The 25,683-nt window shown below is 52.7% G+C and carries 17 protein-coding genes; 8 read left to right on the top strand and 9 right to left on the bottom strand.

Going from position 1 to position 25,683, the window contains the following annotated elements:
• Positions 1 to 529: 529 nt before the first annotated feature.
• The 5 genes from ACS5NO_RS02020 to ACS5NO_RS02000 form a co-directional block, all read right to left on the bottom strand.
• Positions 530 to 2,794 carry a S9 family peptidase gene (locus ACS5NO_RS02020; protein ID WP_439413604.1) on the bottom strand — a complete coding sequence of 755 codons (2,265 nt, stop codon included), beginning with the start codon at positions 2,792 to 2,794 and terminating at the stop codon, positions 530 to 532.
• Positions 2,795 to 3,166: 372 nt separating this feature from the next.
• Positions 3,167 to 3,973, bottom strand: a complete 807-nt coding sequence (locus tag ACS5NO_RS02015) for a molybdopterin-dependent oxidoreductase (protein WP_439413603.1) — start codon at positions 3,971 to 3,973, stop codon at positions 3,167 to 3,169.
• Positions 3,974 to 3,989: 16 nt separating this feature from the next.
• The gene (locus ACS5NO_RS02010) at positions 3,990 to 4,682 is read right to left on the bottom strand and encodes a cytochrome b/b6 domain-containing protein (protein WP_439413602.1); all 693 of its coding nucleotides are present in this window, start codon (positions 4,680 to 4,682) and stop codon (positions 3,990 to 3,992) included.
• Positions 4,679 to 6,844: a S46 family peptidase gene (locus ACS5NO_RS02005; RefSeq protein ID WP_439413601.1), complete on the bottom strand. Its 2,166-nt coding sequence runs from the start codon at positions 6,842 to 6,844 to the stop codon at positions 4,679 to 4,681. The genes ACS5NO_RS02010 and ACS5NO_RS02005 overlap by 4 nt, the downstream gene beginning before the upstream one ends.
• A gap of 40 nt (positions 6,845 to 6,884) precedes the next feature.
• Positions 6,885 to 8,231 (bottom strand): NAD(P)/FAD-dependent oxidoreductase, encoded by a 1,347-nt coding sequence (locus ACS5NO_RS02000; protein WP_439413971.1) that lies wholly within the window; start codon positions 8,229 to 8,231, stop codon positions 6,885 to 6,887.
• A 165-nt stretch (positions 8,232 to 8,396) separates the two neighbouring features.
• On the opposite strand from ACS5NO_RS02000, the gene ACS5NO_RS01995 reads away from it, so the two are divergent.
• The 6 genes from ACS5NO_RS01995 (at position 8,397) to ACS5NO_RS01970 (ending at position 18,799) form a co-directional block, all read left to right on the top strand.
• Positions 8,397 to 10,790, top strand: a complete 2,394-nt coding sequence (locus tag ACS5NO_RS01995) for a TonB-dependent receptor (protein ID WP_439413970.1) — start codon at positions 8,397 to 8,399, stop codon at positions 10,788 to 10,790.
• A gap of 18 nt (positions 10,791 to 10,808) precedes the next feature.
• A complete protein-coding gene (locus ACS5NO_RS01990; protein WP_439413600.1) occupies positions 10,809 to 11,765 on the top strand; it encodes a DUF4249 domain-containing protein in 957 nt (318 codons plus the stop codon).
• A gap of 179 nt (positions 11,766 to 11,944) precedes the next feature.
• Complete coding sequence (locus ACS5NO_RS01985) at positions 11,945 to 14,368, top strand: TonB-dependent receptor (protein ID WP_439413599.1); 2,424 nt, start codon at positions 11,945 to 11,947, stop codon at positions 14,366 to 14,368.
• Positions 14,369 to 14,375: 7 nt separating this feature from the next.
• Positions 14,376 to 15,305: a DUF4249 domain-containing protein gene (locus tag ACS5NO_RS01980; protein WP_439413598.1), complete on the top strand. Its 930-nt coding sequence runs from the start codon at positions 14,376 to 14,378 to the stop codon at positions 15,303 to 15,305.
• 118 nt (positions 15,306 to 15,423) lie between these two features.
• On the top strand, positions 15,424 to 17,901 hold the full coding sequence (locus ACS5NO_RS01975) for a TonB-dependent receptor (protein WP_439413597.1): 2,478 nt from the start codon (positions 15,424 to 15,426) through the stop codon (positions 17,899 to 17,901).
• Between the two features lie 10 nt (positions 17,902 to 17,911).
• A complete protein-coding gene (locus ACS5NO_RS01970; RefSeq protein ID WP_439413596.1) occupies positions 17,912 to 18,799 on the top strand; it encodes a DUF4249 domain-containing protein in 888 nt (295 codons plus the stop codon).
• A 93-nt stretch (positions 18,800 to 18,892) separates the two neighbouring features.
• Here ACS5NO_RS01970 and ACS5NO_RS01965 read toward each other — a convergent pair whose 3' ends face one another.
• Positions 18,893 to 19,996 carry a chorismate mutase gene (locus tag ACS5NO_RS01965; RefSeq protein ID WP_138994331.1) on the bottom strand — a complete coding sequence of 368 codons (1,104 nt, stop codon included), beginning with the start codon at positions 19,994 to 19,996 and terminating at the stop codon, positions 18,893 to 18,895.
• Positions 19,997 to 20,239: 243 nt separating this feature from the next.
• On the opposite strand from ACS5NO_RS01965, the gene ACS5NO_RS01960 reads away from it, so the two are divergent.
• Together ACS5NO_RS01960 and ACS5NO_RS01955 are read left to right on the top strand one after the other, a co-directional pair.
• Complete coding sequence (locus tag ACS5NO_RS01960; RefSeq protein WP_439413595.1) at positions 20,240 to 21,448, top strand: proline dehydrogenase family protein; 1,209 nt, start codon at positions 20,240 to 20,242, stop codon at positions 21,446 to 21,448.
• 98 nt (positions 21,449 to 21,546) lie between these two features.
• A complete protein-coding gene (locus ACS5NO_RS01955; protein ID WP_439413594.1) occupies positions 21,547 to 22,326 on the top strand; it encodes a lipoprotein signal peptidase in 780 nt (259 codons plus the stop codon).
• A gap of 152 nt (positions 22,327 to 22,478) precedes the next feature.
• Here ACS5NO_RS01955 and ACS5NO_RS01950 read toward each other — a convergent pair whose 3' ends face one another.
• From ACS5NO_RS01950 to ACS5NO_RS01940, 3 genes are all read right to left on the bottom strand, one after another.
• A complete protein-coding gene (locus ACS5NO_RS01950) occupies positions 22,479 to 24,098 on the bottom strand; it encodes a hypothetical protein (RefSeq protein ID WP_439413593.1) in 1,620 nt (539 codons plus the stop codon).
• Between the two features lie 229 nt (positions 24,099 to 24,327).
• Positions 24,328 to 24,969, bottom strand: a complete 642-nt coding sequence (locus tag ACS5NO_RS01945; RefSeq protein WP_114406791.1) for an OmpH/Skp family outer membrane protein — start codon at positions 24,967 to 24,969, stop codon at positions 24,328 to 24,330.
• 10 nt (positions 24,970 to 24,979) lie between these two features.
• Entirely contained in the window at positions 24,980 to 25,621 is a 642-nt protein-coding gene (locus ACS5NO_RS01940) for an OmpH/Skp family outer membrane protein (RefSeq protein WP_439413592.1), read from the bottom strand.
• Between the last annotated feature and the right edge of the window lie 62 nt (positions 25,622 to 25,683).

The raw sequence follows: 25,683 nt of genomic DNA, 5'->3' as shown, positions 1-25,683 counted from the left end.
CCGCAACCGGGCGCATGACAATGACTGACAATTCGGATTGGCTCTGGATTCAGTGCTTTGTCCGAACTTTCTGGTGCTGTTTTGGTCCGAATGGACAAAGCAAAACCGTGCCGGCCAGATTGTCGGTAATTGGTTTGATTAAGGCTAAACGGAATGATCGAGCTGCGCTGAATTGCTCAGGCAGTGAACCCGGACCCTCCCTGCTCCATGCAGGAAATGCTTGATCCGGTCAGGGCTTTCCGGTAGTGCGGCCAGCGGATTGCCCTATAGAAAGAAAGAAGTCACTGTGGTTTGTCGATATACCAAAAGTAAGCAAAACAATATATTTGCCAAATTAAATTGTCACTTTTTTAAGTATATACGTACAAAATTTTCAAAAAAATATCATTTGCCAAATGTAACCATTGGTAACGTAAAATTATTTCTCCTTAAAATCCAATAGATAGGAACGCGGATTGAACGGATGCAACGGATTTCCACGGATAAAATCTGTTTCAATCCGCTGCATCCGTTCAATCCGCGCTCCTATCTATTGCCGGTTGTTCTTTTCGCCGATATACCGCTCGAAGAACTCGTAAATCCGCAGCATCCGGTCAATCCGCTGCCGAACGTTTCCGGTTCGGCTCATCTCGTGCGTACCGCCGGGCATTCGAACGTATTCGACCGGGCGACCCAGTATTTTCAGACTCTTGTAAAGCATTTCACTCTGGATGACGCCCGTCCGCAGATCGTTTTCACCGTGTTTGATCAACAGGGGCGTTTTGATGTTTTCGACAAACGTGTACGGCGAATTGGCTTCCAGCGTTTCTGCAACCTGCTTTTGCCACGGATAGCCCCCGAAATAGTTCGGAACCAGCCGCCACGCATTGCCTTCGCCCATGAAGGTCGTGAGGTCATACACCCCGCGCTGCGAAAAAGCCGCCTTGAAACGGTTGTCGTGGGCCACAATCCAGGCCGTCAGATAGCCCGCATACGAACCGCCCGTAATCACCTGCCGACTCGTATCGACCCAGGCTTCCCTGGCGGCATCGGTCGCGGCTGCCAGCACGTCTTCAGTCGGGCCGGTCCCCCAGTCTTTGACGTTGGCGCGTTGAAAATCAATCCCGTAGCCGCCCGATCCCCGTGGATTGGCATACACTACGCCGTAGCCCTGCGAACAGAAATACTGAAATTCGTGCCACATCGACGCTTCGCCGGGTCCCCACATCGCCGTCGGACCACCGTGCATGTTGAGCAGTAAGGGGTATCTTTTCGTGGAAGCGGACGCTTCGTTTGCGGCCACTGCCGTGGGCTTCATAATCCAGTACTCGACCGTCTGCCCTTTCGAATTTTTATAGGTCCGTTTTTCCGGAAAACTCAACGCTTTTCCGGCCACCCAGTCGTTGTGATTGCTCAGTTTAACCGCATTGGCGGTAAGCGGTTTTTGCGTCGTAGCACCCGTATAAGCTGCCATGTACAGTTCCGATGGATTGGCGACGGCGGTTTTGGCAAACACCATCTGATCGCCCGCCAGATCGAACGCACTGATTCCACTGTCAAAATCCGACAGTTGCGTCACCTGCTTCGTAGCCGGGTCAAGCCGGTAGAGCGGCACCCCACCGTTCGATGAGGCCGTAAAAAATACCGCATAAGCTGTTGTTGAGGTGCCTTTTCTCTTTTTCGAACCCGCCACCGACACCGCTCCCCATTTCAGGTTGCCGGCCGCCCGGTCGAAGGCAACCACCTTTAAATCAGAAACCGACGTACCGTTCAGGGCGGCCATGGCAAGCTGCCCGGCATTAACGCCCTGCGCCGAATTGGTCAGCAAAACCAACTGGCGACCATCGGGCGAAACCGAGGGCGAGAAATACGTTTTCCCGGCTTCCGACAACAGGCTGATCCGTTTGCCCGACCCATCGGCGGCCAGCCAGATCAGCGCGGCATCCTGCTCACGGTCGGGGTGCCGGAGCGTGTCGCGGTCGGTTACGGCCAGAATACCCTGCCCGTCGGGCATCCAGACCGGGGCCTGAAACGAATAAAAACCGTGCGTCAACGGTTTCGGCGTCGCATTCTCCTTAACCTCGACCGCATACAGGTGCGTAAAACTCAACTCGGGTTCGGTGGTCGATTCGCCCTGAAAATTGAGCCGGTTGATGACTTTTGCTTTTTTATCCTCCACATCCTTGTTCAGATAGGCCCGGATTTCGGCCAACGATCCGTCGGGATTCGCCTTCACGGTTTTGTCCGGTTTGATAAATTCATTGGTAGCAAAACCCGGTTTTTCCAACGACCAGGCCGGTACGGTTTTCCCCCGGTTCAGCAGCGAGTCTTTCAGAATGTCGGACAACGAAGCACTCGCTGTAAACAGAATCCGTTTGCCATCCGGCGACCATTGCGGACTGGAGGCCCCGTAGCTCAGTTTGGTCAACTGCCAGGCTTCGCCCCCATCGAGCGGCATCACAAAAATCTGCGATTTACCTTTCACCGTCCGCGCAAACGCAATCGACTTGCCATCGGGCGACCAGTCGGGCTGCCGGGCGCTTTCGCTGCCGTTGGTCAGCGGTTTTGGATCACCGGGCTTTAAGCCGGTTAGGAAGATATGGGTCTTATACTCGTATTCGTCTTTTTTCTCGGCATCCGGTTCAATCGTCGTCAGTGTATAAACCGCGTGTTTACCATCGGGTGAGGTTTTGACGCCCCCAACCTGCCGGATGCGGGTCAGGTCGGTCACGGTAATCTTCTGTTTGCCGGTTTGGGCGTGGGCGTGCGGAAACAACAGCCCGAAAGCGGCTGTGAGGAGGAGAAGTTTCTTCATGAGTTTGTTTCTGAATGACTCCCGAAGATAACAAAAAGCCGATCTCTACCAACCACCCAAAGCCTGAAAGGCTTACATCACTAGCCCCGGATAACATCCGGGGAAGGCGTTACCCCGACGGGGTTATACCATCGGGGAGGGCGTTATCCCGACGGGGTTATACCATCGGGGACGGCATTATCCCAACGGGGAGGGCATTACCCCAACGGGGAGGGCGTTACCCCGACGGAGTTATACCATCGGGACATGATTCAACCCTTTCAGGGTTGGGACGCATTCGGAACGTGGCGGATGGCCCCGGCTTAAATCCGGGGTTAATGATATAAGCCTTTCAGGCTTCACGTTGCTGGCCAAAATTGCAATTCGGAGAGACTACAACCCAACGTGGTAATCATACCCGCGTTCGGCCCAGAAGTCGCGGGGGCGTTCGTCGCTGAACCAGAGGCTGCCGATGCGTTTCAGGTTTTTGACGCCGTATTTCACCGGAATAATCAGACGCAGGGGCGCACCGTGCGGATCAGTAAGCGGCTCGCCATTCATTTCGTAAGCCAGAATCGTTTGCGGATGCAGGGCGCTGGGCGTGTCGATGCCAACGTAATAGCCACCATCGGGCGTTTTCATGCCGACGTAGGGATACCACGCTTCCGAGCCGTCTTTCTGCCCCAACTGGTATTTTTTGGCAAAATCGGCAAAGTTCACCCCGCCCCAGTGCTGAATCTGACTCCAGCCTTCGATACACTTGAACTCAAAAATAATCTCCTGCTTCGGTAAAGCTTTTAGCTCATCGAGCGAAATCAATAGGGCTTTCCGGCCTGGTTGCTCCACTTTCAGCCGCCAGGCATCTTTGTCGATCGCGCTCCGCAAACCGTCCCGGCCATTCACCCGTACGTTTTTGACCGCCCAGTCTTTCGGAAAAGTCGGAGCCAGATTTGCGTTGCTGAAATAGCCATTGGCCACCTCTTCATTCACCTTCAGCACCTCGCGAAACACCTTCGGCAACCCGGCTTCTTTGGGTTGGATTTTGATCCATTTCCAGAGGCTAAAGGGAATAACACCGGCCAGACCGAACAACGCAAACGCTTTCAGGGTCCGACGCCGGATCTGCTGCTCGGAGGTCAACTCTTCGCGATGCGGCTTTTTTTCGGGAAGCTTTTCCTCGATATCATCAACAGTAGCCATAGTGGTTCAGGATTAGTCAGGCCGGGGTGGTCGGGGCCGGTGGTGTTTTTTCGGGCAACTTCTTTTCCACTTCAAAACCGGTCACCATCGCCTGAAAATTGTTCCAGCCCGCCCGGGCGACCTGCAATAGATGGATCACGAAAAACAGAACGTAGCCGATGGTCAGAATGAAATGCCACATCCGGGCGTTCTCGTAGCCGCCCGTTAAAGTCGTCAGCCCCGAAAACTGTGTGGGTTTGTAAATCGCTAAACCGGTTAGCAGCGAACCAATGCCCATTAGCAAAATGGCCGTGTACGCAATCCGCTGCGCGCCGTTGTATTTCACCTGCGGAGGGGCGGTTTTACGAATGCCCAGATCGTGCAATATTACCTGCCAGGCTTCCCGAAACGACCGTCGGTTGGGCAGCAGAAACCGCCATTCGCCCGAAATAAAGGTATAGAGAACGTACAGAGCCCCGTTGATCGTGAACAGCCACATGAAAACGAAATGCCATGACATGCCCTCGGCCAGCCGCCGACGCAGGTTTAGGGCCTGAATAAACCAGTTCGGAAAAAATTTAAACAGAACGGTATCGCCGATCTGGATTTTGTAGGGCTGATAAGCCCAGTAAATCAGCAGGCCGCTCCAGATCATGATGACCAGAATCGGGAAGTTGATCCAGTGAAACCAGCGGATCGCCAGCGGGTGTTTGTGGATGATGCGCTTCATTTTCCGACGAGTTCTTTCACCAGCCGATCCGCTTTGTAGATGTAGCGCATCGCTGCCACAATAGCTCCGGTATTGACCGAAACCGTGCGGTTTTTATCGGGAACAAAAATGAAACTTCCCGGCAGGCTTTCCATGTTGCCGTCGAAAGCCAGCCCCACGGCTTCGCGGTTTTTGTTGATCAGCGGACTGCCCGAATTTCCACCAATGATGTCATTCGTAGATACAAAACACATCGACTGACGCAGCAATTCGGCCGGGGGAGCCAGCCAGCGTTTGGGCAAGGCCCACGGAAATTTGCCGTTGAAGGAGTAATACCGGTCATACAAACCGGCAAAAGTGGTTTGATACGGTGCAACGGTTCCGTTGTACGGAAATCCTTTTACAATGCCATCGTTGATCCGCAGCGAGAACGTCGCGTCGGGCGGAATTCCGGTTCCGTAGACCTCATACAACAGCCGCCCCAGGTTACTCCGCAACACTGTCTGCCGACCGGTAATGGCCTTTACGGCGGCTGATGCCTGCTGGTAGCGCGGCACTGAAATCCGTGAAAGCGCCAGTAACGGATCGTTGTCGGCGCTAATGGCCGCCGGGCCTTTCGTCACCAGATCGTTCACGTAGCCCTGGTCGTTCAGTTTCGTATTGTTCATCAAATAGGCAGCCGCTTCTTTGGGCGATTTGCCATTCAGGGCCGCTTTGATGTAGGGGTCATCGTTGCCCAAAGCCGCCTGGGCTTCGGTCAGGTGAGCCGCCAGATAGGCTTCTTCCAGCGCCCGGTCGGTGAGTTTGGGCGTTTCCAGCAGGTTCTTGATCTGTTCCGCCCGGCCGGGATTCTGGCGGGCCGCGTCGGCATACGTAATCAGCAAATGGGCAAACACCAGCAAATCACCCCGCGCCAGTTCGCTGGGCGACAGGTAGGTATTGTCCTTGTAGTATTTCCGTAGATCGCCCACGTTGGTGGCAATGTTGTCCCAGAGCTTCAGGTTGATATCGACCTTCGACCCGGCAGCGCCATTGGCCGCGTCGCTCTTCTGGCCGGAACCCGTACTCACTTTCGCCTGTCCGCGTCCGCCTTCCAGCCGCTGGGCATCGGCTTTGAACTGCTGCTCGAAAGCACCTTTCCGGGCCAGCAAATACGGATCGCGCAGGCCTTCCAACTGGCCGCCGTAGGCTTTCAGACTGTTTTCAAAACTGAAAATTTCGTTCTGGATGCTGTCGCTTTTCGCCGTGGCATTGTAAATCTGCAACGCATCGGCGCGGTTGCGGAGCAGTTGCAGGATGTACGGGATTTTCAGGTCGCGGTCGAATTCCAGTTCGGCCACGGTTTTCAGTCGCTCGGTGCTACCCGGATTTCCGGTTACAAAAACCGGTTCGTTTTCCTTGATCCCGTTGGGATTGAACTTGAAAAAGTGCGTCGTTTTCAGCGGTTTTCCGTTGTCGTAGACCCGGAAAAACGAGAAATCCAGCGCATAGCGCGGATAGGTGAAGTTGTCGGGATCACCACCAAAAAAACCGAGTTGCAATTCGGGCATCAACACCAGCCGGACGTCATTGTAGCGTTTGAAACCGTAGAGCGAATACCGCCCGCCGTTGTAGAACGTAATCGTTTGCAGTTCAAGCCCTTTCCATTCCGGCTGGCTGCCAAATTCCTGTTTGATGGTCGCAAATTCCCGCTCGCGCATCTGCAATTGCTCGGCTTCGGATTTTCCCAACGCCATCGCGGCTTGTACGCGGGTGGTGATGTCTTCGATTTTCAGCAACTGATCGACGTACAGATTCTCCACTTTCCGTTCTTCGGCGAAGGTTTTGGCAAAAAAACCGGTGCTGTTCAGATCTTCGCCTTTCCGCTGCACCCCCGTTCCCGACTCCCGCGCGCAGTGGTGGTTGGTCATTACCAGGCCATTCGCCGAAACGAACGACGCCGAGCAGTAATCGGCAAACCGCAGCGATGCCAGCCGCACCTCGTCAAACCATTTCTGATCGGGTGTAAAACCGTATGTTTTCTGGAAATACTCCTGAGGTGGATTATCAAACGTCCACATCTTGCCCATATCGAACAGCCCGGCTTTCACCGTATCGGGGTTGAGCGTAGGTTGGGCAGAAGCCGTAAGTGAGCTAACGACCAAAAAAGAAGCCAGCAGAATTCTAACAGAAGAATTTATCATAGTCAATCATTGAAATCACGGGAATCATAGTAAGGCAATGTTAACCGATTTCATTCTTCATTACAAACTCTTCAGCGTCTTTGTCTTCTTTTCTGACAAAAGGTCTGATGATCAGCCGGGTACCGCGTTCGTAGGTAAACAGGCGATAAATCCAGTTGCTCAGAACGACCAGTTTACTCCGAAAACCGATGAGGTAGTAAATATGGACAAAAAGCCACGCCACCCACGCCACAAAACCGCTGAGGTGCAGGTTGCCCGGCAAATCGGCGACGGCCCGAACCCGGCCGATAATTGCCAAGGAGCCTTTGTCAAAATAATCAAATGGGGTCATTTCCTCCTTGCGAATCAGTCGGCGCAGGTTTTTCGCCAGGTGCTGTCCCTGTTGAATGGCCGGTTGCGCCACGCCCGGATGCCCGTTCGGCCATTTTTCGCTTTTCATGAAAGCAATGTCGCCGATGGCAAAAATATCGCTGTATCCTTCCACCTGATTGAATGCATTGACCGTTACCCGGCCACCGCGCACAATGCTTTCTTTCGGCAAACCGTCGATGAGCGCGCCCGTGACGCCAGCCGCCCACACGACCGTCTGCGACCGGATTTGCTCACCGGTTTTGAGCGTCACCACGTCGCCGTCGTAGGAATCGACCAGGCTTTTCAGCTTGATGATCACGCCCATGTCTTCCAGGTATTTCTGCGTTTTGGCACTGGCTTCCGGCGACATCGGCGGCAAAACCCGCTCCAGCCCTTCCACCAGATAGATGTTCATCTTGCTGAAATCCAGCCCCGGATAATCGCCCGGCAGAACGTGTTTGCGCATTTCGGCCAGCGAACCCGCCATCTCAACGCCCGTTGGCCCGGCCCCGACAATTACGAAATTCAGTAAACTTTCCCGGTTTTCGGGATCGACCGTAATGCTGGCCTGCTCAAACGACTGCAGCAACTGGCTGCGGAGGTTCAGCGCTTCCGGAATGGTTTTGAGCGAAAAGGAGTATTTCTGAACCTGCTCATTCCCGAAAAAATTAGCCTTCGTTCCCGTCGCAATGACCAGATAATCGTAATGAAGATCGCCGATCAACGTCTTCACGGTTTTCGCCACCGGATCGACGCCCAGAACGCGCACCAGCCGGAAGTGAAAATCCTCGTACTCTTCGTCGAACATCTTGCGGATGGGTTCGGCAATGGCGTCAGGCTCCAGCCCGGCGGTAGCCACCTGGTAGAGCAGCGGCCAGAAACCGTGGTAGTTCTGTTTATCAAACATCACAATCTGAAAGTCTTTGCCGTTCAGCTTTTTCACCAGATTGAGCCCGCCAAAACCGCCACCGATGACGACCACCCGCGGTTTGGTTGTTTCGGGAATATTGAGTGAAAGTTTATCAAAATTCAGCATCATCGTATGAGTCTATCGAGTTGTTACCTTGGTAACTCTTCACCAGCGAAACTGTTAACTTCAGTCTCTGTTATACTTTTTGAATGCCTTCTATCGTACTAACAAAGAATAAGCTCATTGAATGCCTGAATGAAGTACTTCTTCCTGTTTTATTTTGTGTTTTTGATGGGCGGTTTTATCGCCCTCGCCCAGCCTTCTTCCCGGTCCGTCGCGACGGTGAGCGGCTATGTGCGCGAAAAAGGGAGCAGCGAAGCCCTCATCGGCGTCAATGTCTACCTGCCCGGCACCTCGACTGGCACCGTTACCAACACCTACGGTTTCTATTCGCTGACCATTCCCGTTCAGGACAGCCTGACGCTGTCGTTCTCGTTTGTCGGTTACGAAAGCATACAGGAAACCCTCCCCTTCCGGAAAAATACCGTACTCGACGTTCAGTTGACGCCCGGTCGTTTGCTGTCGGAAGTGGTCGTTACCGGCAATCGCAGTGAGGAAAAAGTGAGCGAAAGTCCGCAGATGAGTAAAATCGATGTTCCGGTGGCCCAAATCAAGAAAATACCGGCTTTTCTGGGCGAAAAAGACGTCCTGAAAGTGCTACAACTCATGCCGGGCGTTCAGAAAGGCTCCGAAGGCAGCACCGGGATTTACGTCCGCGGGGGCGGCCCCGACCAGAATCTGATCATTGTCGATGACGCCATCGTGTACAACGCCAATCACTTGTTTGGCTTTTTTTCGGTTTTCAACGGCGATGCCCTCAAGAGCGTGGAGCTGATCAAAGGCGGTTTTCCGGCGCGGTATGGCGGACGGCTGTCGTCGGTGATTGAGATGAACATGAAGGAAGGCAACAAGGAAAAGCTCCACGGCGAAGGCGGCATTGGCCTGATTGCCTCCCGGCTGACGCTCGAAGGGCCGCTGACCAAGAAGAAATCGGGGGCGGGGTCGTCGTCGTTTCTGGTGTCGGCCCGCCGGACGTACCTGGATTTTGTGGCCCGGCCCCTCATCAAACAGCAAACCGACGGACAGGTTGTGGCCGGATATTACTTCTACGATCTGAACGCCAAAGCCAATTACGACTTCGGACCCAAAAACAAGTTGTACCTGAGCGGTTATTTCGGCCAGGACCGGTTTTATGTCGACGATCAGGAAACCGCCACCAAAATCAACCTCGACTGGGGCAACAGCACGGCGACGCTCCGCTGGAATCACCTGTTTTCGCAACGGCTCTTTTCCAACCTCTCGCTGATTTTCAGCAATTACAAATTCCAGATTTCGTCGGACGAGCAGGATTTGCAAACGGCCGACCAGTTTTCGCTACGCTACAGTTCCGGCATTCGGGATTTTTCGCTGAAATACGATGTCGATTATTACCCGTCGCCCCGGCATTCGATCCGGTTTGGCGTCCAGACCATTGCCCACCGGTTTACGCCCAGCGCGGTGGTTTTGCAAAATACGCTAATCAATCAGTTTACCACCCGAATCGACGCCATCGACGTTGTGGAATCCGGTTTGTATGCCGAAGACAATTGGCGGCCCAACGAACACTGGCGCATCAACGCCGGGATTCGGCTGAGTCATTTCATCCAGAAACAGGTGAATTACGTCCGGCCCGAACCGCGCATTTCGGCGGCATACGTCATCAAACCCTCGCTGTCGGTCAAGGCGTCGTATGCGCTAATGAACCAGTATGTGCATCTGCTGTCCAATACCGGAATCGGTTTGCCGACCGACCTCTGGGTGCCGACCACCGATCAGGTAAAACCGCAGCAATCGCAGCAGGTGGCCGTCGGCATCGCCAAAGATTTTGCCGACAAAGGGGCTACGCGCGGACTGACGCTGACCGTGGAAGGCTATTACAAGACGATGAACAACATCATCAACTACCGCGAAGGGGCCAGTTTTCTGCTGATCAACAGTCCGGAATCGGCCAATCAGGTGCGTTGGGAAGATAACGTCACGGCGGGCAAAGGCTGGTCGTATGGCGCGGAGGTTTTGTTGCAGAAGAAACTGGGGCGGTTTACGGGCTGGACCGGCTACACGCTGTCCTGGACGCAGTGGCAGTTTCCGGAACTGAATTTTGGGAAGAAGTTTTACCCCCGTTACGACCGGCGGCACGACATTTCAGTGGTTGGCATTTACGAAATCAATCCGCGCATCACGCTTTCGGGCACCTGGGTCTACGGCACCGGCAATGCGCTGACGGTTCCGCTGGCGAAATACCAGGCCGCAACACACCAGGTCAATCCGATTGTCAACAACGACAACTCGTTCATCAACCAGTTTTTCAGCTACGGCCGGGCCGTGAACGACTACAGCGAGAAGAACAGTTTTCGGGCCGAGGCTTACCACCGCATGGATATTGGTATCCAGTTTCACAAGAAAAAACGGCACCACGAGCGTACCTGGGAGGTCAGCGTCTATAATCTCTACAACCGCCGAAATCCGTTTTTCTACCAACTGAACACGGTGACGAACGAACAGACCAACCAGCCGACCAAGACGGTTTTTCAACGCTATTCCGTATTTCCGATTGTTCCATCGGTTACCTACGGCTTTAAATTTTAACCGGTTATGATGCTTCGTTTGTCATCTTTGTCTGTGCTGCTGCTGCTGGTTATGATGGCCTGTCAGAATCTGGTTGCCGAAATTGACCCCAGCAAACTGCCGCCCATCGACCGCAAGCTGGTGGTGAACGGTTATTTGTCGCCCCAGGATACGGTGCTGGCGGTTTCGGTTTCGAGTTCGCAGACGGTTTTGGGCGACATCGTCACCGACTCGGTCAATACGGTTCGGGAAGCCACCGTTCGTATAGCCAGTGAAGAAAAAACCGTGACCCTGGTTTTCGATCCGGCGTTGCGGGTATATACCGCCGACGTGCGGCAGTTGCCGGTTTTGGTGGGAAAAACGTACATGCTTCAAGTCGAAGCACCGGGTTTTGAAACCGTCTCCAGTTCCTGTACGATTCCGGCCAACATACCGGTTTCGGAACTAAGACTCGATTCCTCCCAATCCTACGTTGGGCCGGGTCTTGCCCCCATCTGGCAATACAACGTCCGGGCGATCTGGCAGGACCCGGCGGGTCAGACCAATTATTACCGGGTGGCTGGTTACGGCGAGTGCCTCAATTGGCCGCCCCGCTTCCCGGAAGCCCACATTGACACCACCGGGTCCAAAGTGCTGATGCGGGGACTCATCGGTTTTGGCCGACAGGATCAATACATTTCCGACCAGAATCAGGATGGGCAATTGCTGCTGTCGGTGCGGGGCGACGTGCCGCTGAACTTCGATTATTCGTACTATGACAGCACCCGAGAGATGACGTACGCCGGAAGCTATGCATTTTCAAAACCGCTGACCATTCGGGTGTCGGTTTTGCAAGTGGATGAAAATTATTTCACCTACCACCGGGCGCGCCAGCAGCAACGCCAATCGCAGAACAACCCGTTTGCCGAGCCGGTGTTGATGCCCACCAACATTCAGGGCGGTCTGGGCTGCTTCGGGGCATACAACCGTTCGACGTTAGTGAAGATTGTGAAATGATAGGAACGCGGATTGAACAGATTTGTACAGATAAAATCCGTTTTGATCCGTTCCATCCGCCGAATCCGCGTTCCTATCCAAAACCGTGTCCTTAAAAAGAGTTAATTTCCAACCTTTCCACACTATTTTATCTCCTTCATCGTATACGAATCGAAGCATCTTCATTTGTATACCGAACGATGAAACACACGCTACTCTCTCTATTTCTTTTCTTCTTGTCTGAGTTACCGGCCTGGGCGCAAAAACCGACCAATCGTTTCACCGTCAGCGGCTATGTCCGTGAAAAAGGGAGTCAGGAAGCCCTGATCGGCGTTAACATTTATCTGCCCGGCACCTCGACCGGCACCGTCACCAACACCTACGGTTTTTACTCCCTGACCCTTCCGGCGGAGGACAGCGTCACGCTGGCTTTTTCGTTCGTCGGCTACGAATCCGTGCAGCAAACCGTTGCTTTCCGGCGAAATCTCGACTTGAACATTCAGTTGACGCCCGGTCGGCTGCTGTCGGAAGTGACCGTTACCGGCAATCGCACGGGCGAGGAGAAAGTCAGTGAAAGCGCCCGGATGAGCACCATTGATGTGCCGATTAACCAGATCAAGAAAATACCGGCTTTTTTGGGCGAAAAAGACGTCCTGAAAGTGCTGCAACTGATGCCGGGCGTGCAGAAAGGCTCCGAAGGCAGCACCGGCATATACGTGCGTGGGGGCGGCCCCGACCAGAATCTGGTGATCATGGACGATGCCGTGGTCTACAACGCCAATCACCTGTTCGGTTTCTTCTCGGTTTTCAACGGCGATGCGCTCAAGAGTGTGGAACTGATCAAAGGCGGTTTTCCGGCGCGCTACGGCGGGCGGCTGTCGTCGGTCATCGAGATGAACATGAAGGAAGGCAACAAGGAAAAGCTCCACGGCGAAGGCGGCATTGGCCTGATTGCCTCCCGGCTGACGCTCGAAGGGCCATTGACCAAAAAGAAATCGGGGGCGGGGTCGTCGTCGTTTCTGGTGTCGGCCCGCCGGACGTACCTGGACTTTGTCGCCCGGCCCATCATCAAGCAACAATCCAACGGGGAAACGATGGCGGGTTATTACTTCTATGATCTGAATGCCAAAGCCAATTACGATTTCGGGCCGAAAAATAAACTCTATCTGAGCGGTTATTTCGGCCAGGACCGGTTTTACGTCAACGACAAAAAAGAAGGGACTAACATTGGGCTGAACTGGGGGAATGCTACAGCTACCTTGCGGTGGAATCATCTTATTTCCGAAAAAGCCTTCTCCAACACTTCGCTCATTTTCAGCAATTACAAATTTCAGATTTCCTCTGATGAATTAAATTTTCAGGATCAGGAAGCCTTTTCGCTACGCTACAGTTCGGGTATCCGGGACTTCTCGATCAAGCACGACGTCGATTTTTATCCGTCTCCCCAGCACTCGTTGCGGTTCGGTGTCCAGAGCACGTTTCACCGGTTTACGCCCAGCGCCGTGGTGTTGAAAAATACGGACATCAACCAGTTTAAACAGGAAGTGGACGCCATCGATGTCCTGGAGTCGGGACTGTACGCGGAAGATAGCTGGCGACCAAACAGCCGCTGGCGAATCAACGGGGGGCTGCGACTGAGCCATTTTGTGCAGAAACAGGTGAATTATTTCCGGCCCGAACCGCGCATTTCGGCGGCTTACATCCTCAAGCCCAGTTTGTCGGTCAAGGCATCGTATGCGCTCATGAACCAGTATGTGCATTTGCTTTCCAACACCGGAATCGGGTTGCCGACCGATTTGTGGGTGCCGACCACGGATCGCGTTAAACCGCAGCAGTCGGAACAAATCGCGGTTGGAATTGCCAAAGATTTTTCGGATAAAGGCGCCACCCGGGGGCTGACCCTGACCGTGGAAGGCTATTACAAAACGATGAACAACATCATCAACTACCGCGAAGGAGCCAGCTTTTTATTACTCAATGACCCCACCTCGGCCGAAAAAGTGCGGTGGGAAGATAACGTAACCCGTGGAAAAGGATGGTCGTACGGAGCGGAAGTGTTGTTACAGAAGAAGGTCGGTCGGTTTTCAGGCTGGGTGGGCTATACCTTGTCGTGGACACAGTGGCAGTTTGCTGAATTGAACTTTGGCCAGAAATTCTTCCCCCGTTACGACCGTCGACACGATGCATCTATCGTTGGAATTTATGAAATCAGTCCCCGCATTACGCTATCCGGAACCTGGGTGTATGGCACCGGCCAGGCCCTGACTGTGCCCACCAGCGAATACCAGGCCGCAACCCACCAGCCCCTGTATGATTCCTACTACAGCAGTAATACACCTTATTTGAACTTATGGAATCAGGTTGAAGCATACGGTACCCAGAAGAACAGTTTTCGGGCCGAACCGTATCACCGCATGGATTTGAGTGTTCAGTTTCACAAAAAGAAAAAGCACCACGAACGCACCTGGGAATTCAGCGTGTATAATCTCTACAACCGCCGAAACCCGTTCTTTTACGGGCTGGATACCAAGGATCAGGGACAAGGGAAACCCAGCAAAACCGTCTTGTACCGGTATTCCGTTTTCCCCGTTGTGCCATCGATCAGTTACAACTTCAAGTTCTGAAAACCGTATGAAAAACTGTATCGCTGTTTTGTGTTGCCTGAGCGGCCTGATGGCCTGCGAAAGTCTGAAGCAGGAAGTGGACCCGGCACTGATCAATGCCGAAACCGAGAAGATCGTCGTAGCCTGCTTTATTGCTCCGCAGGATACGGTATTGACGGCGGAGGTTTCTCTGTCGAAACCGGTTCTGGGTGAAAATAGTGGTTACGACAAGCGGGTGAGCAACGCAACCATTACCCTTTCGGATGGCGTTCGCTCGATTGTTTTTGATCGCCGTGACGGACAATACCAGGGGCAATACTATTACGGAGCCGATCCGAAGAAGTTCCCGGTTGTCGCTGGTCAACGCTATACGCTGACCGTCCAAATCCCCGACGGGCGGAAAGTTGAAGCGGTTTGCACGGTTCCAAAGGCGGTTGTTCCCCGAGAAGTGGTACTGGATTCGATCCCAACATTCGAGAATGGATTTTCCGGTAAAGACTATTTTGTGCGCTTAAACTGGCAGGACCCCGCGGGTGAAGAAAATTTTTACCGGGTTGCCGGCGTGTACAATTATTTGCCGCTCCAGTCTACTTATCCGAACGCGCCAACGCCCAACTGGGTCCGCAACTTAATCGATTACCGGCCTAACGGCGATGACCGTGACCTGGTTGACGACCGGCAGCGCGACGGTGAAATCCTGAACTCACCGCGTGGTTTTTTGCGGTTCTATGGATTTAGCCAGCAAACGCTGTTTGAACGCGTTCAACGTCTCAATTGCGTCATCGATCTGCTCCACGTCGATGCCAATTATTATCAGTATCAGGAAGCTGTTCTACGCCAGAGCCAAACCGGTGGCAATCCGTTTGCCGAACCGGTTCTGGTTCCCACTAACATCCAGGGCGGTCTGGGCTGCTTCGGGGCCTACAACCGCTCGACGATTACGGCTATCCTAAAATAAGCACGGCTACGCATCCAAAACCAGCCCGTTTTCGTACACAGCAATACGAGGTAATATCATCGACATTGTCCGATAAATCGTATCTTGTATAACCAATTTACCATCAATGTGCTGCCGGATGAAACGCCTGCTTAGCGTGCTGTGCCTGCTAGTTTCCGGCTTCAGCAGTCCGGGACAGGATCGGCACACCATTAGCGGGGCGGTTTTTGAAGAAAGCCGGGGAAATCCGCTGGCTGGTGTCAACGTTTATACGTCCGACAAAACCGCCGGTACAACAACCGATCCAAACGGTTTTTTCACCCTGACCCTTCCGGGTAATGACAGTCTGACGCTGGTTTTTTCTTTCGTAGGCTATCAAACCGTAACAAAAACCGTCTCTTCCCGAAGTCCGCAGCCGCTCGTGGTCTTTCTACCGGTTGGGCAAACGCTCCGCGAATTGACGGTGCTTTCATCAGCGAGTCAGCCCCTCATCAGCCGCATTCCGCAAATGAGCCAGCTCAGCATTTCGGGTCGTCAAATTGAAAAAATACCGGCTTTGCTGGGTGAGAAAGACGTTTTGCGGGTTCTACAACTCCTGCCGGGCGTCCAGAAAGGCTCCGAAGGCACGACCGGAATTTACGTGCGCGGGGGTGGCCCCGACCAGAATCTGATTCTCCTCGACGATGCGGTAATCTACAATTCCGGCCATTTGCTGGGCTTTTTTTCGGCGTTCAACGGCAGCGTGGTCCGGAACGTCGAACTGACCAAAGGCGGTTTTCCGGCGCGGTATGGCGGGCGGCTTTCATCCGTCATCGAAGTGACGACGAAGGAGGGCAATGCGGAAAAACGAGCTGGAGAGGCCAGTCTGGGGCTGGTGGCTTCGCGCCTACTGCTGGAAGGGCCGCTCGGCAAAAAACAGTCGGCGAAACACCCGGCCACCTTCCTGATTGCAGGTCGGCGAACCTACATCGATCTCGTCACCCGCCCGTTTGCCGCTTCCTCCCGATCGCAATCGCCCCGGAACACCACCTATTTTTACGATTTGAATGCCCGGTTGAACTACCGATTGAACCGCAAAGACCAGTTGTTTCTGAGCGGTTATTGGGGCCGGGATGCGTTTTCCAACCGCCAGCAGTCTGGCAATAGCCCGTTGCAGGGAAGCCTTACTTGGCGCAACGCAACGGGAACACTCCGCTGGAATCATGTAGCTTCGGAACGCTGGCTGGCCAATTTGTCGCTCGTTTACAATCAATACCGCCTGACCGTTGCCAATGAAAGCGGCAGTCGAGATACGTCGGCCCTGCGGTATTCACTGCGCTACCGCTCCGGGATTCGGGATCTGTCACTGAAATACGCTGTCGAATACTTCCCGGAAAATCACCAGCTTTGGTTCGGATTCCAAAGCACGCAACACCGGTTTACACCCGGAGCCGTGGTAACAACCGGCGATGTGGACCCGGCCACGCCCCGGCTTTTCATCGACGTGCTGGAATCGGGGCTGTATGCCGAAGATACCTGGAAACCGGCTTCCCGCTGGAATTTGAATGCCGGTTTTCGGCTCAGCCATTTCCTGCTGCTCCGAACGGGTTCGGTTGGCGGACAGTCGGTCGAGCGACCCGAAATTCCCGGACAGCGCACGGGCCGACCGGTTCAGTATTTTCGCCCCGAACCCCGGCTGTCGATGGCGTATCAGATCGATAGCACCACCTCGCTAAAAGTGTCGTACGCGCTGATGACGCAGTATACGCATCTGTTGTCGAACAACGGCACCGGTTTGCCCGCTGACCTCTGGATTCCGACCACCGACCGGATTCGTCCGCAACAGGCCCAACAGCTAGCGGTCGGTTTTGCAAAAGACTTTATTCATCCCGAAAAACCCACCCGAAACCTGACGCTGACGCTCGAAGGCTATTACAAACGCCTGAAAAACAGCATCAGTTACACCGAAGGGGCGAGTTTTCTGACCACCGAACCCGCGCAGACCGCCGAGGCCAAACCCTGGGAAAGCAACATTACGGCCGGCCGGGGCTGGGCCTACGGGAGTGAAGTGCTTTTGCAGAAAAAAAACGGGCGGTTTTCCGGCTGGGCGGGCTACACGCTTTCCTGGACGTGGGGGCAGTTTCCGGCCCTGAATGGGGGCGTGAAATTCCACCCACGCTACGACCGTCGCCACGATGCCTCGCTGGTGGGTCTCTATGAACTCAAACCTGGTATTACACTTTCGGGAACCTGGGTCTACGGAACCGGACAGGCACTGACGTTGCCCATTTCCCGGTTTTCCGGTTACGAAAACCGCCCAACTTCCGCGTTGAACTCCGGCAATCCGCAACAGCAGTTGTTCGGAACGGCACCCAACGTCAAGGAATACGGCCCGCGAAACGGGTTTCGGGCGGAAGCTTATCACCGGCTGGATGTCGGTTGTCGATTTTATAAACAGCGAAAACACCACGCCCGAACCTGGGAAGTAGGGGTCTACAACCTGTATAACCGCCGGAATCCCTTTTACTATTCGCTGGAAGGCAAAGACCAGGGGGCGGGCAAGCATTCCAAAAGCGTTCTGTATAAATATTCACTCTTCCCGGCGGTGCCGTCGGTCAGTTATACGGTTTCATTTTGAAGACAAGGGTATGAAAAAGTTTGGATGGCTTATTGGTATTTTGGGGTTGGTTTCCTGCCAGAATCTGCGGCAGGAAGTGCAACCTCAGCAACTGGCGGAGCAGCCGGTCAAACTGCTGGTGGCCTGTTTTATTTCGCCCCAGGACACCGTGCTGGCGGCCAAAGTGGCCCGTTCCCGCCCCATTCTGGACGATGAAACCGTGACCAATCTGGAGATCACCAACGCGACCGTAACGCTGCAAACCGGCTCCCGTAGCATCGTCTTGACCTATCATCCCCGGCTCCGCTATTACCGGGCTTCTCCGAACCAGTTTCCGATTCGAGCCGGAGAGACTTACCAGTTAAGCGTACAAACGCCGGATGGACAATCGGTGGAAGCCCGCACCACCGTACCCGAAGCGGTTTCGTTGCAGCAGGTCCGGCTGGATTCGGAAGTGGTTCTGGAAAACGATCAGGTGCGAAAACGTTTTTTTACTCGGTATGCCTGGTCCGGCCGAACCGGTTATTACCAAACGACAGGAATCGTCACCTATCGCTGTTCCGGCTGTTCTCCCGACAAGACGATTCACGAACCGGTTCAGTTTGTTGGGCAACAGGGTTTGTATACCGATCGGGAAAGCAAGGGCGGGCGAACGGTTTCTGATCCCGGCTACATCGGCGCTTCGATTCCGTCCAACCAGCCTTTTTTTTCGACGCTGTTCAGCAAACCGTTTGTGCTGACGGCCGATTTACGTCATGTCAATGAGGATTTTTACCGGTATCACCAGGCGTTGGGACAACAGCAGCAAGTTGAAAGCAATCCGTTTGCAGAACCTGTGCCGATTCCGACCAACATCCGGGGCGGTCTGGGTTGCTTCGGCGCTTACAGCCGCTCGACCCTGACGGTTCGGCTGGAGTAAAAAGCCAAAACACCAATAATATAATACCTGTCAGGTTTTCAAAACCTGACAGGTATTATATTATTGGTGTTTTGGCTTTTTACTCTCGCAGCGTTACGCGCTCTGCTCGTTGCTGTTCATCACTTCCGTCTGCTTCCGGATCGACTCCATGTGGATAATCTTGAAGATTTCTTCCACGAGTTCCGGATACAGGCCCATTTTCTGGCCCTGTTTTGCGCGCGTTTCGTGTACTTCCTTCCAACGATCGGGCTGGAAGACGGTTACGTTGTTTTCGCGTTTGTATTCGGCCAGCTTCTCGACGAGGGCCATGCGGGCGGCCAGCATCTCAACCAGTTGCCGGTCGACGTTGTCAATTTTGCTCCGGATTTGCTCCATAGCACCCTGGAACTCGATGTTTTGCGAATCCACTTTGCGGATGTGCAGGTGCTCCAGCATTTGGCCAAAAGCCGCCGGCGTCAATTGCTGAGCGGCATCGCTCCACGCATTGTCCGGATCGATGTGCGACTCGACGATCAGACCGTCGTAGTTCAAATCCATCTGCATCTGTGCCAGTTCCTGCAAATACGCGCGCTTACCGGCCATGTGGCTCGGATCGCCGATGATGGGCAGGTTCGGGAACATCGATTTCAGTTCGATCGCGATTTGCCACAGCGGAATGTTGCGGTATTTCGAAGCCTCACCGGTAGAGAAGCCGCGATGGATAGCGCCCAGTTTGGTGATTCCCGCTCCGGCAATCCGTTCAAAGGCCCCAATCCAGAGTGCCAGATCCGGGTTAATTGGATTTTTTACCAAAACCGGTACGTCGACACCCCGTAGGGCGTCCGCAATTTCCTGCACATTAAAAGGGTTTACCGTCGTGCGGGCACCAACCCACAGGATGTCAACACCGTATTTCAACGCCAGTTCGATGTGCTCGGGGGTGGCGACTTCCACCGCAAACGGCAACCCGGTTTCGGCTTTGGCGCGCTGAATCCACGGCAAAGCCGCTTCTCCCATGCCTTCAAAGCTGCCAGGGCGTGTGCGGGGCTTCCATACACCGGCACGAATGACATGAACCGCACCCAATTGAGCCAACTGGCGGGCGGTTTCAACTAATTGCTCTTCGGTTTCGGCGCTGCACGGCCCCGATATAATGAGCGGTTTTCCGTTCGTCTCTATCCAGCTATTCAGCGGCAGGACTTCTAAACTTGGCTTCATACTCGTACTCAATCGTTTAATACTCCTATTACTCTACCGGGAACTTTTTATTAAAAAATTTTAGTATATTAGCTGTAGATACAGGCGTTTTCAGTTAACTTTACATCCCTTTTGCGCTGACAACAAAACGATGTTAAAACAAGTTTACAGGTCAGTGTTAGGAATACCGAAAACAAGTTTTAACTTTCGGATCACAAGTTGGTGCATCAGACAGTGATTATGTCAAACCGAAGTTCTTCTTCTATGCCAACGATCGTTCAGCGGGCCACAACCACCAAGTCCGTCTCGTTTGAAGACACATCGATTGCCTTCTCTTCCCAGTCTAACGGGAAACTTCGTAAAACGTATTGGTTATTTGCGTTGATGAATCAAGGTTGGCTGGTAAATTTAGGCACTTTTTTTATCAAACTGGCATTCAAACTTCAACTTCCCGTAAAAAAACTCATTAAGAGTACGATTTTTGAGCAGTTCTGTGGGGGCGAAACCATCCGCGATTGTGAAAAAACCATCCAAAAACTGCACAGCGGGCGCGTTGGCACTATTTTGGATTATTCCGTTGAAGGAGAAGACAACGAAGCCTCTTTCGACGAAACGGTTCTGGAAATTCTGCGAACCATCGAGCGCGCCAGTGAATCGAACGACATTCCGTTTTGCGTTTTCAAAGTTACCGGAATCGGTTCTACCGACCTGCTGGAAAAAGCCCAGTCCGGAACAGAATTGAGTGAGGAAGAACAGGATGCCTACGAACGAATTCGGCAACGGGTCGATGTCCTTTGTAAAAGAGCCAGCGAGCGCAGCGTCCGGATTTTTATCGACGCCGAAGAAAGCTGGATTCAGGATACCATCGACAAGCTGGCCTACGAAATGATGGACCGGTATAACCATCAGCAGTGTATTGTTTACAATACCTACCAGTTGTATCGCTCCGATAGTTTCGATAACCTGAAAAAAAGCACGCAGACAGCCCGTTCCAAAGGCTACTTTCTGGGTGCTAAGCTCGTCCGGGGTGCCTACATTGAGAAGGAACGCATTCAGGCCCACGAAGGAGAATACCTCGACCCGATCCACCATACGAAAGCCGAAACCGACCGCGATTTTAACCAGTCCGTCGAGTTTTGCCTCGATAACCGTGATACCGTGTCGATTTGCCTCGGGACTCACAATGAATACAGTTGCCATTATTGCATCAACCGGATGCAGGAACTCCGGATTGCACCCAATGATACGCACATCTGGTTTGCCCAGTTGCTGGGAATGAGTGATAATATTTCGTACAATCTGGCGTATGCCGGCTACAATGTAGCCAAATACGTTCCCTACGGCCCCGTTGAAGCCGTAATGCCCTACTTATTCCGCCGGGCCGCCGAAAACAAGTCGATTGCCGGACAAAGCAGCCGTGAGTACCTCCTCGTGAAGAATGAGTTGAAACGTCGGAAAAGCTGTCAAAAATAAGTAGATAGACCGATTTTAGGAGCTTTACACTCCAAAACCGTCACCCGGCTGGCCGCTGACCAAGTCTGACCAACCGGGTGATTTTTATGTTATAAGTCATGGTAAAGAAAAGTCCGCTTAAGTTTTTTTTATTAAGTCTGTTGTTAATCGCAATCGATCAATCTTCCAAACTCCTGGTGCATTTCAATATGGAACCGGGGTTTGCGGGGCAAATCCGATTGGTTGGTGACTGGCTTAAATTGCATTACGTTCTGAATCCAGGCATGGCCTTTGGCATGCAGTTGGGCCACGAATACGGTAAGTTGCTGCTGAGTCTGTTCCGGTTGGTGGCCATGGCCGGCATTGGCTGGTATCTGGTTCATCTGGCACACCGGGGCGCTCCCAACGGGCTTTTGTGGGCCATGGCAATGATTCTGGCCGGTGCCGTGGGCAACGTCATCGACAGCACATTCTACGGCGTTTTTCTCGACAATGCCCCCTATGGCTCCACCACGCCCTGGTTTCACGGGCAGGTCATCGACATGGTTTTTGTGGATGTCTGGGAGGGTTTTTTGCCCGAATGGATACCGATCTGGGGCGGTCAGTACTATTCGACCCCGATCTTTAACATTGCGGATTCCTGCATCTTCGTTGGCGTCTGTATCATCCTATTTTTTCAACGCCGGTTTTTCCGGGAGCAGCACGAAGAAGATGGCCTGCTGCCCGACGATCTGTCGCCCGATACGGCGTCGGTACTTCCCGCCAGCGAGTTTGACGAAACCACGCCCACCGATTCGGATGCAACGGAAAAAGATCCCGACCCGGTTTCAACCGACGATCCGCAATCCAGCCCGCAACGTCCCAGAAACTCGCCGGAAGACAGTTCCCACGGACTTTAATCCATATGATTTTGGAACAATAAAGATTAAACGGACTAACTGATTTAAACAAAATAACCGCCGGATTCACATTTTGGCTTATTAGCCCACTGTTTTAGCTGTGGGCTGATAAACATTTACTTCGGCGGTTATTTTGTAAGTCCGTGAGTACGTTATTGGCGGCTGCTGGTTTGTTTCTCTTCCAGCGGTGTGAAGTCCTTGAACATTTGCTTCAGGGCTTTGTCGCTTGCTTCCGACTTGCTTCTCCAGGCGGCATCCAACTCCAGGGCAACCAGCCCAGAAAGGCTTAGGGCCGCGCGAAAATCGTCCAGTTTCCGCACAAAATCCTGGTTCCGGCGCGTGGCCTTCAACGCAAACTCCCGCGCAAAGACATCGCCTTTATTCTGTAGCTCACTTTTTTTGCTCATCACGTAATTAAACCGATCGAGCAGATCTTTCATCGATTTTCCAATTACTTCCGTAGCCTCCAGCGTTCCCATCGTCAAAACCGCCGTTCCGCCCACCGCCGAAACATACCGTAAATTGGTTTGCACCGTCGTGCTTTTGTTGTTGGCAATAACGGCGGGCGTTACCCCCGTTACGGCCCCCAGCGATGCATTGGCGACCGAGCGGTTCCGCTTCCCTTTTTTGGCACGCCGGTAGCTTTTTTTCAGTTCTTCTTCTTTCTCACCCAACTGCTCCAGTAAATTCCAGGCTGTCACCAAAGCCTGACGGTATTGTGCGTAAAAATAGCGGTCTTTTTCATCTTCGTTCACCGCATTGTAGATCGTAAAATTGATTTTACGCTCCGCCCGGTTCTGGCCTTTATCCAGGGCAAAAAACACGATCTGAAACGCCAGTGAATCAAACGGGTCCTTGACGAAATCATAACCGGGTTTCCAGATGAACTCGTAGTTGGTCTCAGTATTTTTCCGCAACGCGCTCTTCGGTACCTCCTGGCTTTCCGACAGAAAGTCGAAGGTGGTGATGTCGTCGTCGCCGTTGGGGTCGCCCAGGTAAAATTTCAGGTTGACCGTCGCATTTTCCTTGATTTTCACCCGCGGTTCTTCCGGGATCAGAGTAATTTCCGGCGGCACATCCATCTGGGTCACTTCCACTTTCAAACGCCCTTTCGTCCGTGATTTGGCGGGTTGATCTTCGACCCAAAACTCAATGTATTGCCCCTTGTTGGCCCTCAAATGGTTGAACTGGTTGAGAGATAACTGCCACGTAAATTCGCCCTGCGCCGTCAGTTTCGAACTCTCCGGCATCTGGTCGGCAATGGGAATAAAAACCACGGGATCATTGTCTTCGTCGCGAACGGCGGCCGCGTCAATTTTATAAACATTCTGCGTTTTGTTGCGAACATAAAAAGGCCGCAAATCGCCAATTATCGGTGGCCGATTGACGTGCTGCACCTTGATATCGACCGATTGCGTGGCGGTTTCGCCCTGCTTGTTGCGAATTTCGAAAATCAGCGGAACGCTTTTGGTTGTATTGATCCGGTCGGCTAGGTCGAAACCCGGCGTCCACCGGAAGTGGCCCGTGGAGTCCAGCGTCATTCCTTCCATCTGTCCCTGCTTAATGGCATAGGTCACCGAATCGGCCTTGCTGCCCCCGGCTCTGATCAGCACATCGATGGTCTGGCCTTCTGAGACGACATTCCAGTTCGCGTTTTGCCGGTCCAACTGATGAGGTAGGATTATTTGAAGAGATTTAGCTTCCTGCGCTAAAGCGGTCAGTCTGGTTAAGATTACGAATAAAGTAACTATACTCCCTATTTTTTGAAACATGAGGAATCGTCACCGATGGTTTGTAAGTGTAACGTAAAAATAATAGATAGATTTCATGGAAACCGTAAACACAACGTATAATTGACAAAACGAATCTCAAACAATCAATTATTTTGTATTTATTTAAGAAAAACTTGGCGTACTGTTTTCTGTATGCAAGTTCTGTAGCTGGCTGATAAACAAAAAGCCGCCCATTGCTGGACGGCTTCCATTCTCTTTACAAAATCTATTAGTTTTTCTTCGGAGCGGGAGTCGTCGGTTTCGCCGTCGTTGGGTTGGCTGCAGGCTGAGCCGCGGCCTGTTTCGACGGAAGCGCAACGCCCATCTTTTTAAACACCAGTTCGGTTACATCGTTTTCCTCGGGGGCATAGAGCAGAACCGGAATCGTACCGGAACCCGCATCGAGGTTAAAAATGAACGTAAAACCGCTCTCTTTGGCCACCGCGTCGATGTTCTTCTGGATTTTCTGCATCACCGGGTTGACCAACTGGTTGTATTTCGTTTGCAACTGGGTCGACGAGTTCGCCTGGAACTCCTGAATCCGTTGCTGCAGTCCCTGCAATTCCTTTTCTTTATCCGCTTTGATCAAATCAGACATCTGGGCCTGACCCTTCTCGTAAGCAGCCAGTTTGTCCTGAAATTCTTTGGACATTTCCTGGTAATTTTTCTCCAACTGCGTACGCTGAATGGTAATCTGGTTCTGAATATCTTTGCTTTCCGGCATATTTTGCAGGATGTATTCCATATTCGTATAACCAATCTTCACAGAAGCCGTCGGGGCCGCTGTCGTGGCCGGTTGTTGCGCCTGTGCCCACACCTGGCTACCTCCTAATAGCAGAGTTACTGCCAGTGCAATGAGTTTGTTTTTCATTTCTACCTTGTTATTTTGGTTGTTTTGTAGGTTTACTGGTATTAGATTTAGAATTGCCCGCCGGGTTTAATTCCTTCTCCGGCGGATTGGTACTCACGGGTTCGGACGCCGGGGCATTTTTGGCTTTCTGATCGGCCGTCAACCCCAACTCTTCCATGACGTAGTCGGTGTAATCGTGCTTCGGATTGGTAAAAAGCAGGACAACGCCTTCGCTGGCTTTATCGAGTACCATATCCAGCCGTTTCTGAGCCGCCACTTTGTCGATGGCCCGGATCACGGTTTCGGTCACGGGTTTCATCAGGTCTTTCTTTTTCTCAAACAACAAGCCCTCGTACCCAAACACTTTATTGTTATACTCCCGTGCTTCGCGCTCTTTATCGCTAATGATCCGTAACCGATCCCGCTTCATGTCTTCTGTCAGCAGGATTTCTTCGGCCTGGTAGGTCTTTTGCAATTTGTCGATCTCCAAATATTTATCCTGAATATCCTTCGACCACTTCTCGGCAAATTTGTCGATCTCCGTCAGCGCTTTCTGGTAAGCCGGCATTTTACTCGTAATAAACTCCGAGTCAACATACCCAATTTTTTGCGCCTGTACCGACCCAAAAGCCGAAAAGGAGAGCAAAGTTACAAAAATAAGTCCTTTTTTCATGACATTTTTTGAAACAAAACCAGTGTACTTCGACATTATTTTATTCTGCATGAACCCATTAC

Source organism: Larkinella fluvii (assembly GCF_051857545.1).
Lineage (GTDB): Bacteria > Bacteroidota > Bacteroidia > Cytophagales > Spirosomataceae > Larkinella.
Note: the sequence above shows the minus strand (reverse complement) of the source record. Positions and strands in the feature narration are given on the sequence as shown.

Bases quoted from the DNA above. Each gene is read 5' to 3' on its own strand.
- ACS5NO_RS01985 (WP_439413599.1), top strand. From the start codon at position 11,945: ATGAAACACACGCTACTCTCTCTATTTCTTTTCTTCTTGTCTGAGTTA.
- ACS5NO_RS01950 (WP_439413593.1), bottom strand. From the start codon at position 24,098: ATGTTTCAAAAAATAGGGAGTATAGTTACTTTATTCGTAATCTTAACC.
- ACS5NO_RS02020 (WP_439413604.1), bottom strand. From the start codon at position 2,794: ATGAAGAAACTTCTCCTCCTCACAGCCGCTTTCGGGCTGTTGTTTCCG.
- ACS5NO_RS01965 (WP_138994331.1), bottom strand. From the start codon at position 19,996: ATGAAGCCAAGTTTAGAAGTCCTGCCGCTGAATAGCTGGATAGAGACG.
- ACS5NO_RS01980 (WP_439413598.1), top strand. From the start codon at position 14,376: ATGAAAAACTGTATCGCTGTTTTGTGTTGCCTGAGCGGCCTGATGGCC.
- ACS5NO_RS01945 (WP_114406791.1), bottom strand. From the start codon at position 24,969: ATGAAAAACAAACTCATTGCACTGGCAGTAACTCTGCTATTAGGAGGT.
- ACS5NO_RS02015 (WP_439413603.1), bottom strand. From the start codon at position 3,973: ATGGCTACTGTTGATGATATCGAGGAAAAGCTTCCCGAAAAAAAGCCG.
- ACS5NO_RS02000 (WP_439413971.1), bottom strand. From the start codon at position 8,231: ATGCTGAATTTTGATAAACTTTCACTCAATATTCCCGAAACAACCAAA.
- ACS5NO_RS01940 (WP_439413592.1), bottom strand. From the start codon at position 25,621: ATGAAAAAAGGACTTATTTTTGTAACTTTGCTCTCCTTTTCGGCTTTT.
- ACS5NO_RS01960 (WP_439413595.1), top strand. From the start codon at position 20,240: ATGCCAACGATCGTTCAGCGGGCCACAACCACCAAGTCCGTCTCGTTT.
- ACS5NO_RS01955 (WP_439413594.1), top strand. From the start codon at position 21,547: ATGGTAAAGAAAAGTCCGCTTAAGTTTTTTTTATTAAGTCTGTTGTTA.
- ACS5NO_RS01975 (WP_439413597.1), top strand. From the start codon at position 15,424: ATGAAACGCCTGCTTAGCGTGCTGTGCCTGCTAGTTTCCGGCTTCAGC.
- ACS5NO_RS02005 (WP_439413601.1), bottom strand. From the start codon at position 6,844: ATGATAAATTCTTCTGTTAGAATTCTGCTGGCTTCTTTTTTGGTCGTT.
- ACS5NO_RS02010 (WP_439413602.1), bottom strand. From the start codon at position 4,682: ATGAAGCGCATCATCCACAAACACCCGCTGGCGATCCGCTGGTTTCAC.
- ACS5NO_RS01970 (WP_439413596.1), top strand. From the start codon at position 17,912: ATGAAAAAGTTTGGATGGCTTATTGGTATTTTGGGGTTGGTTTCCTGC.
- ACS5NO_RS01995 (WP_439413970.1), top strand. From the start codon at position 8,397: ATGGGCGGTTTTATCGCCCTCGCCCAGCCTTCTTCCCGGTCCGTCGCG.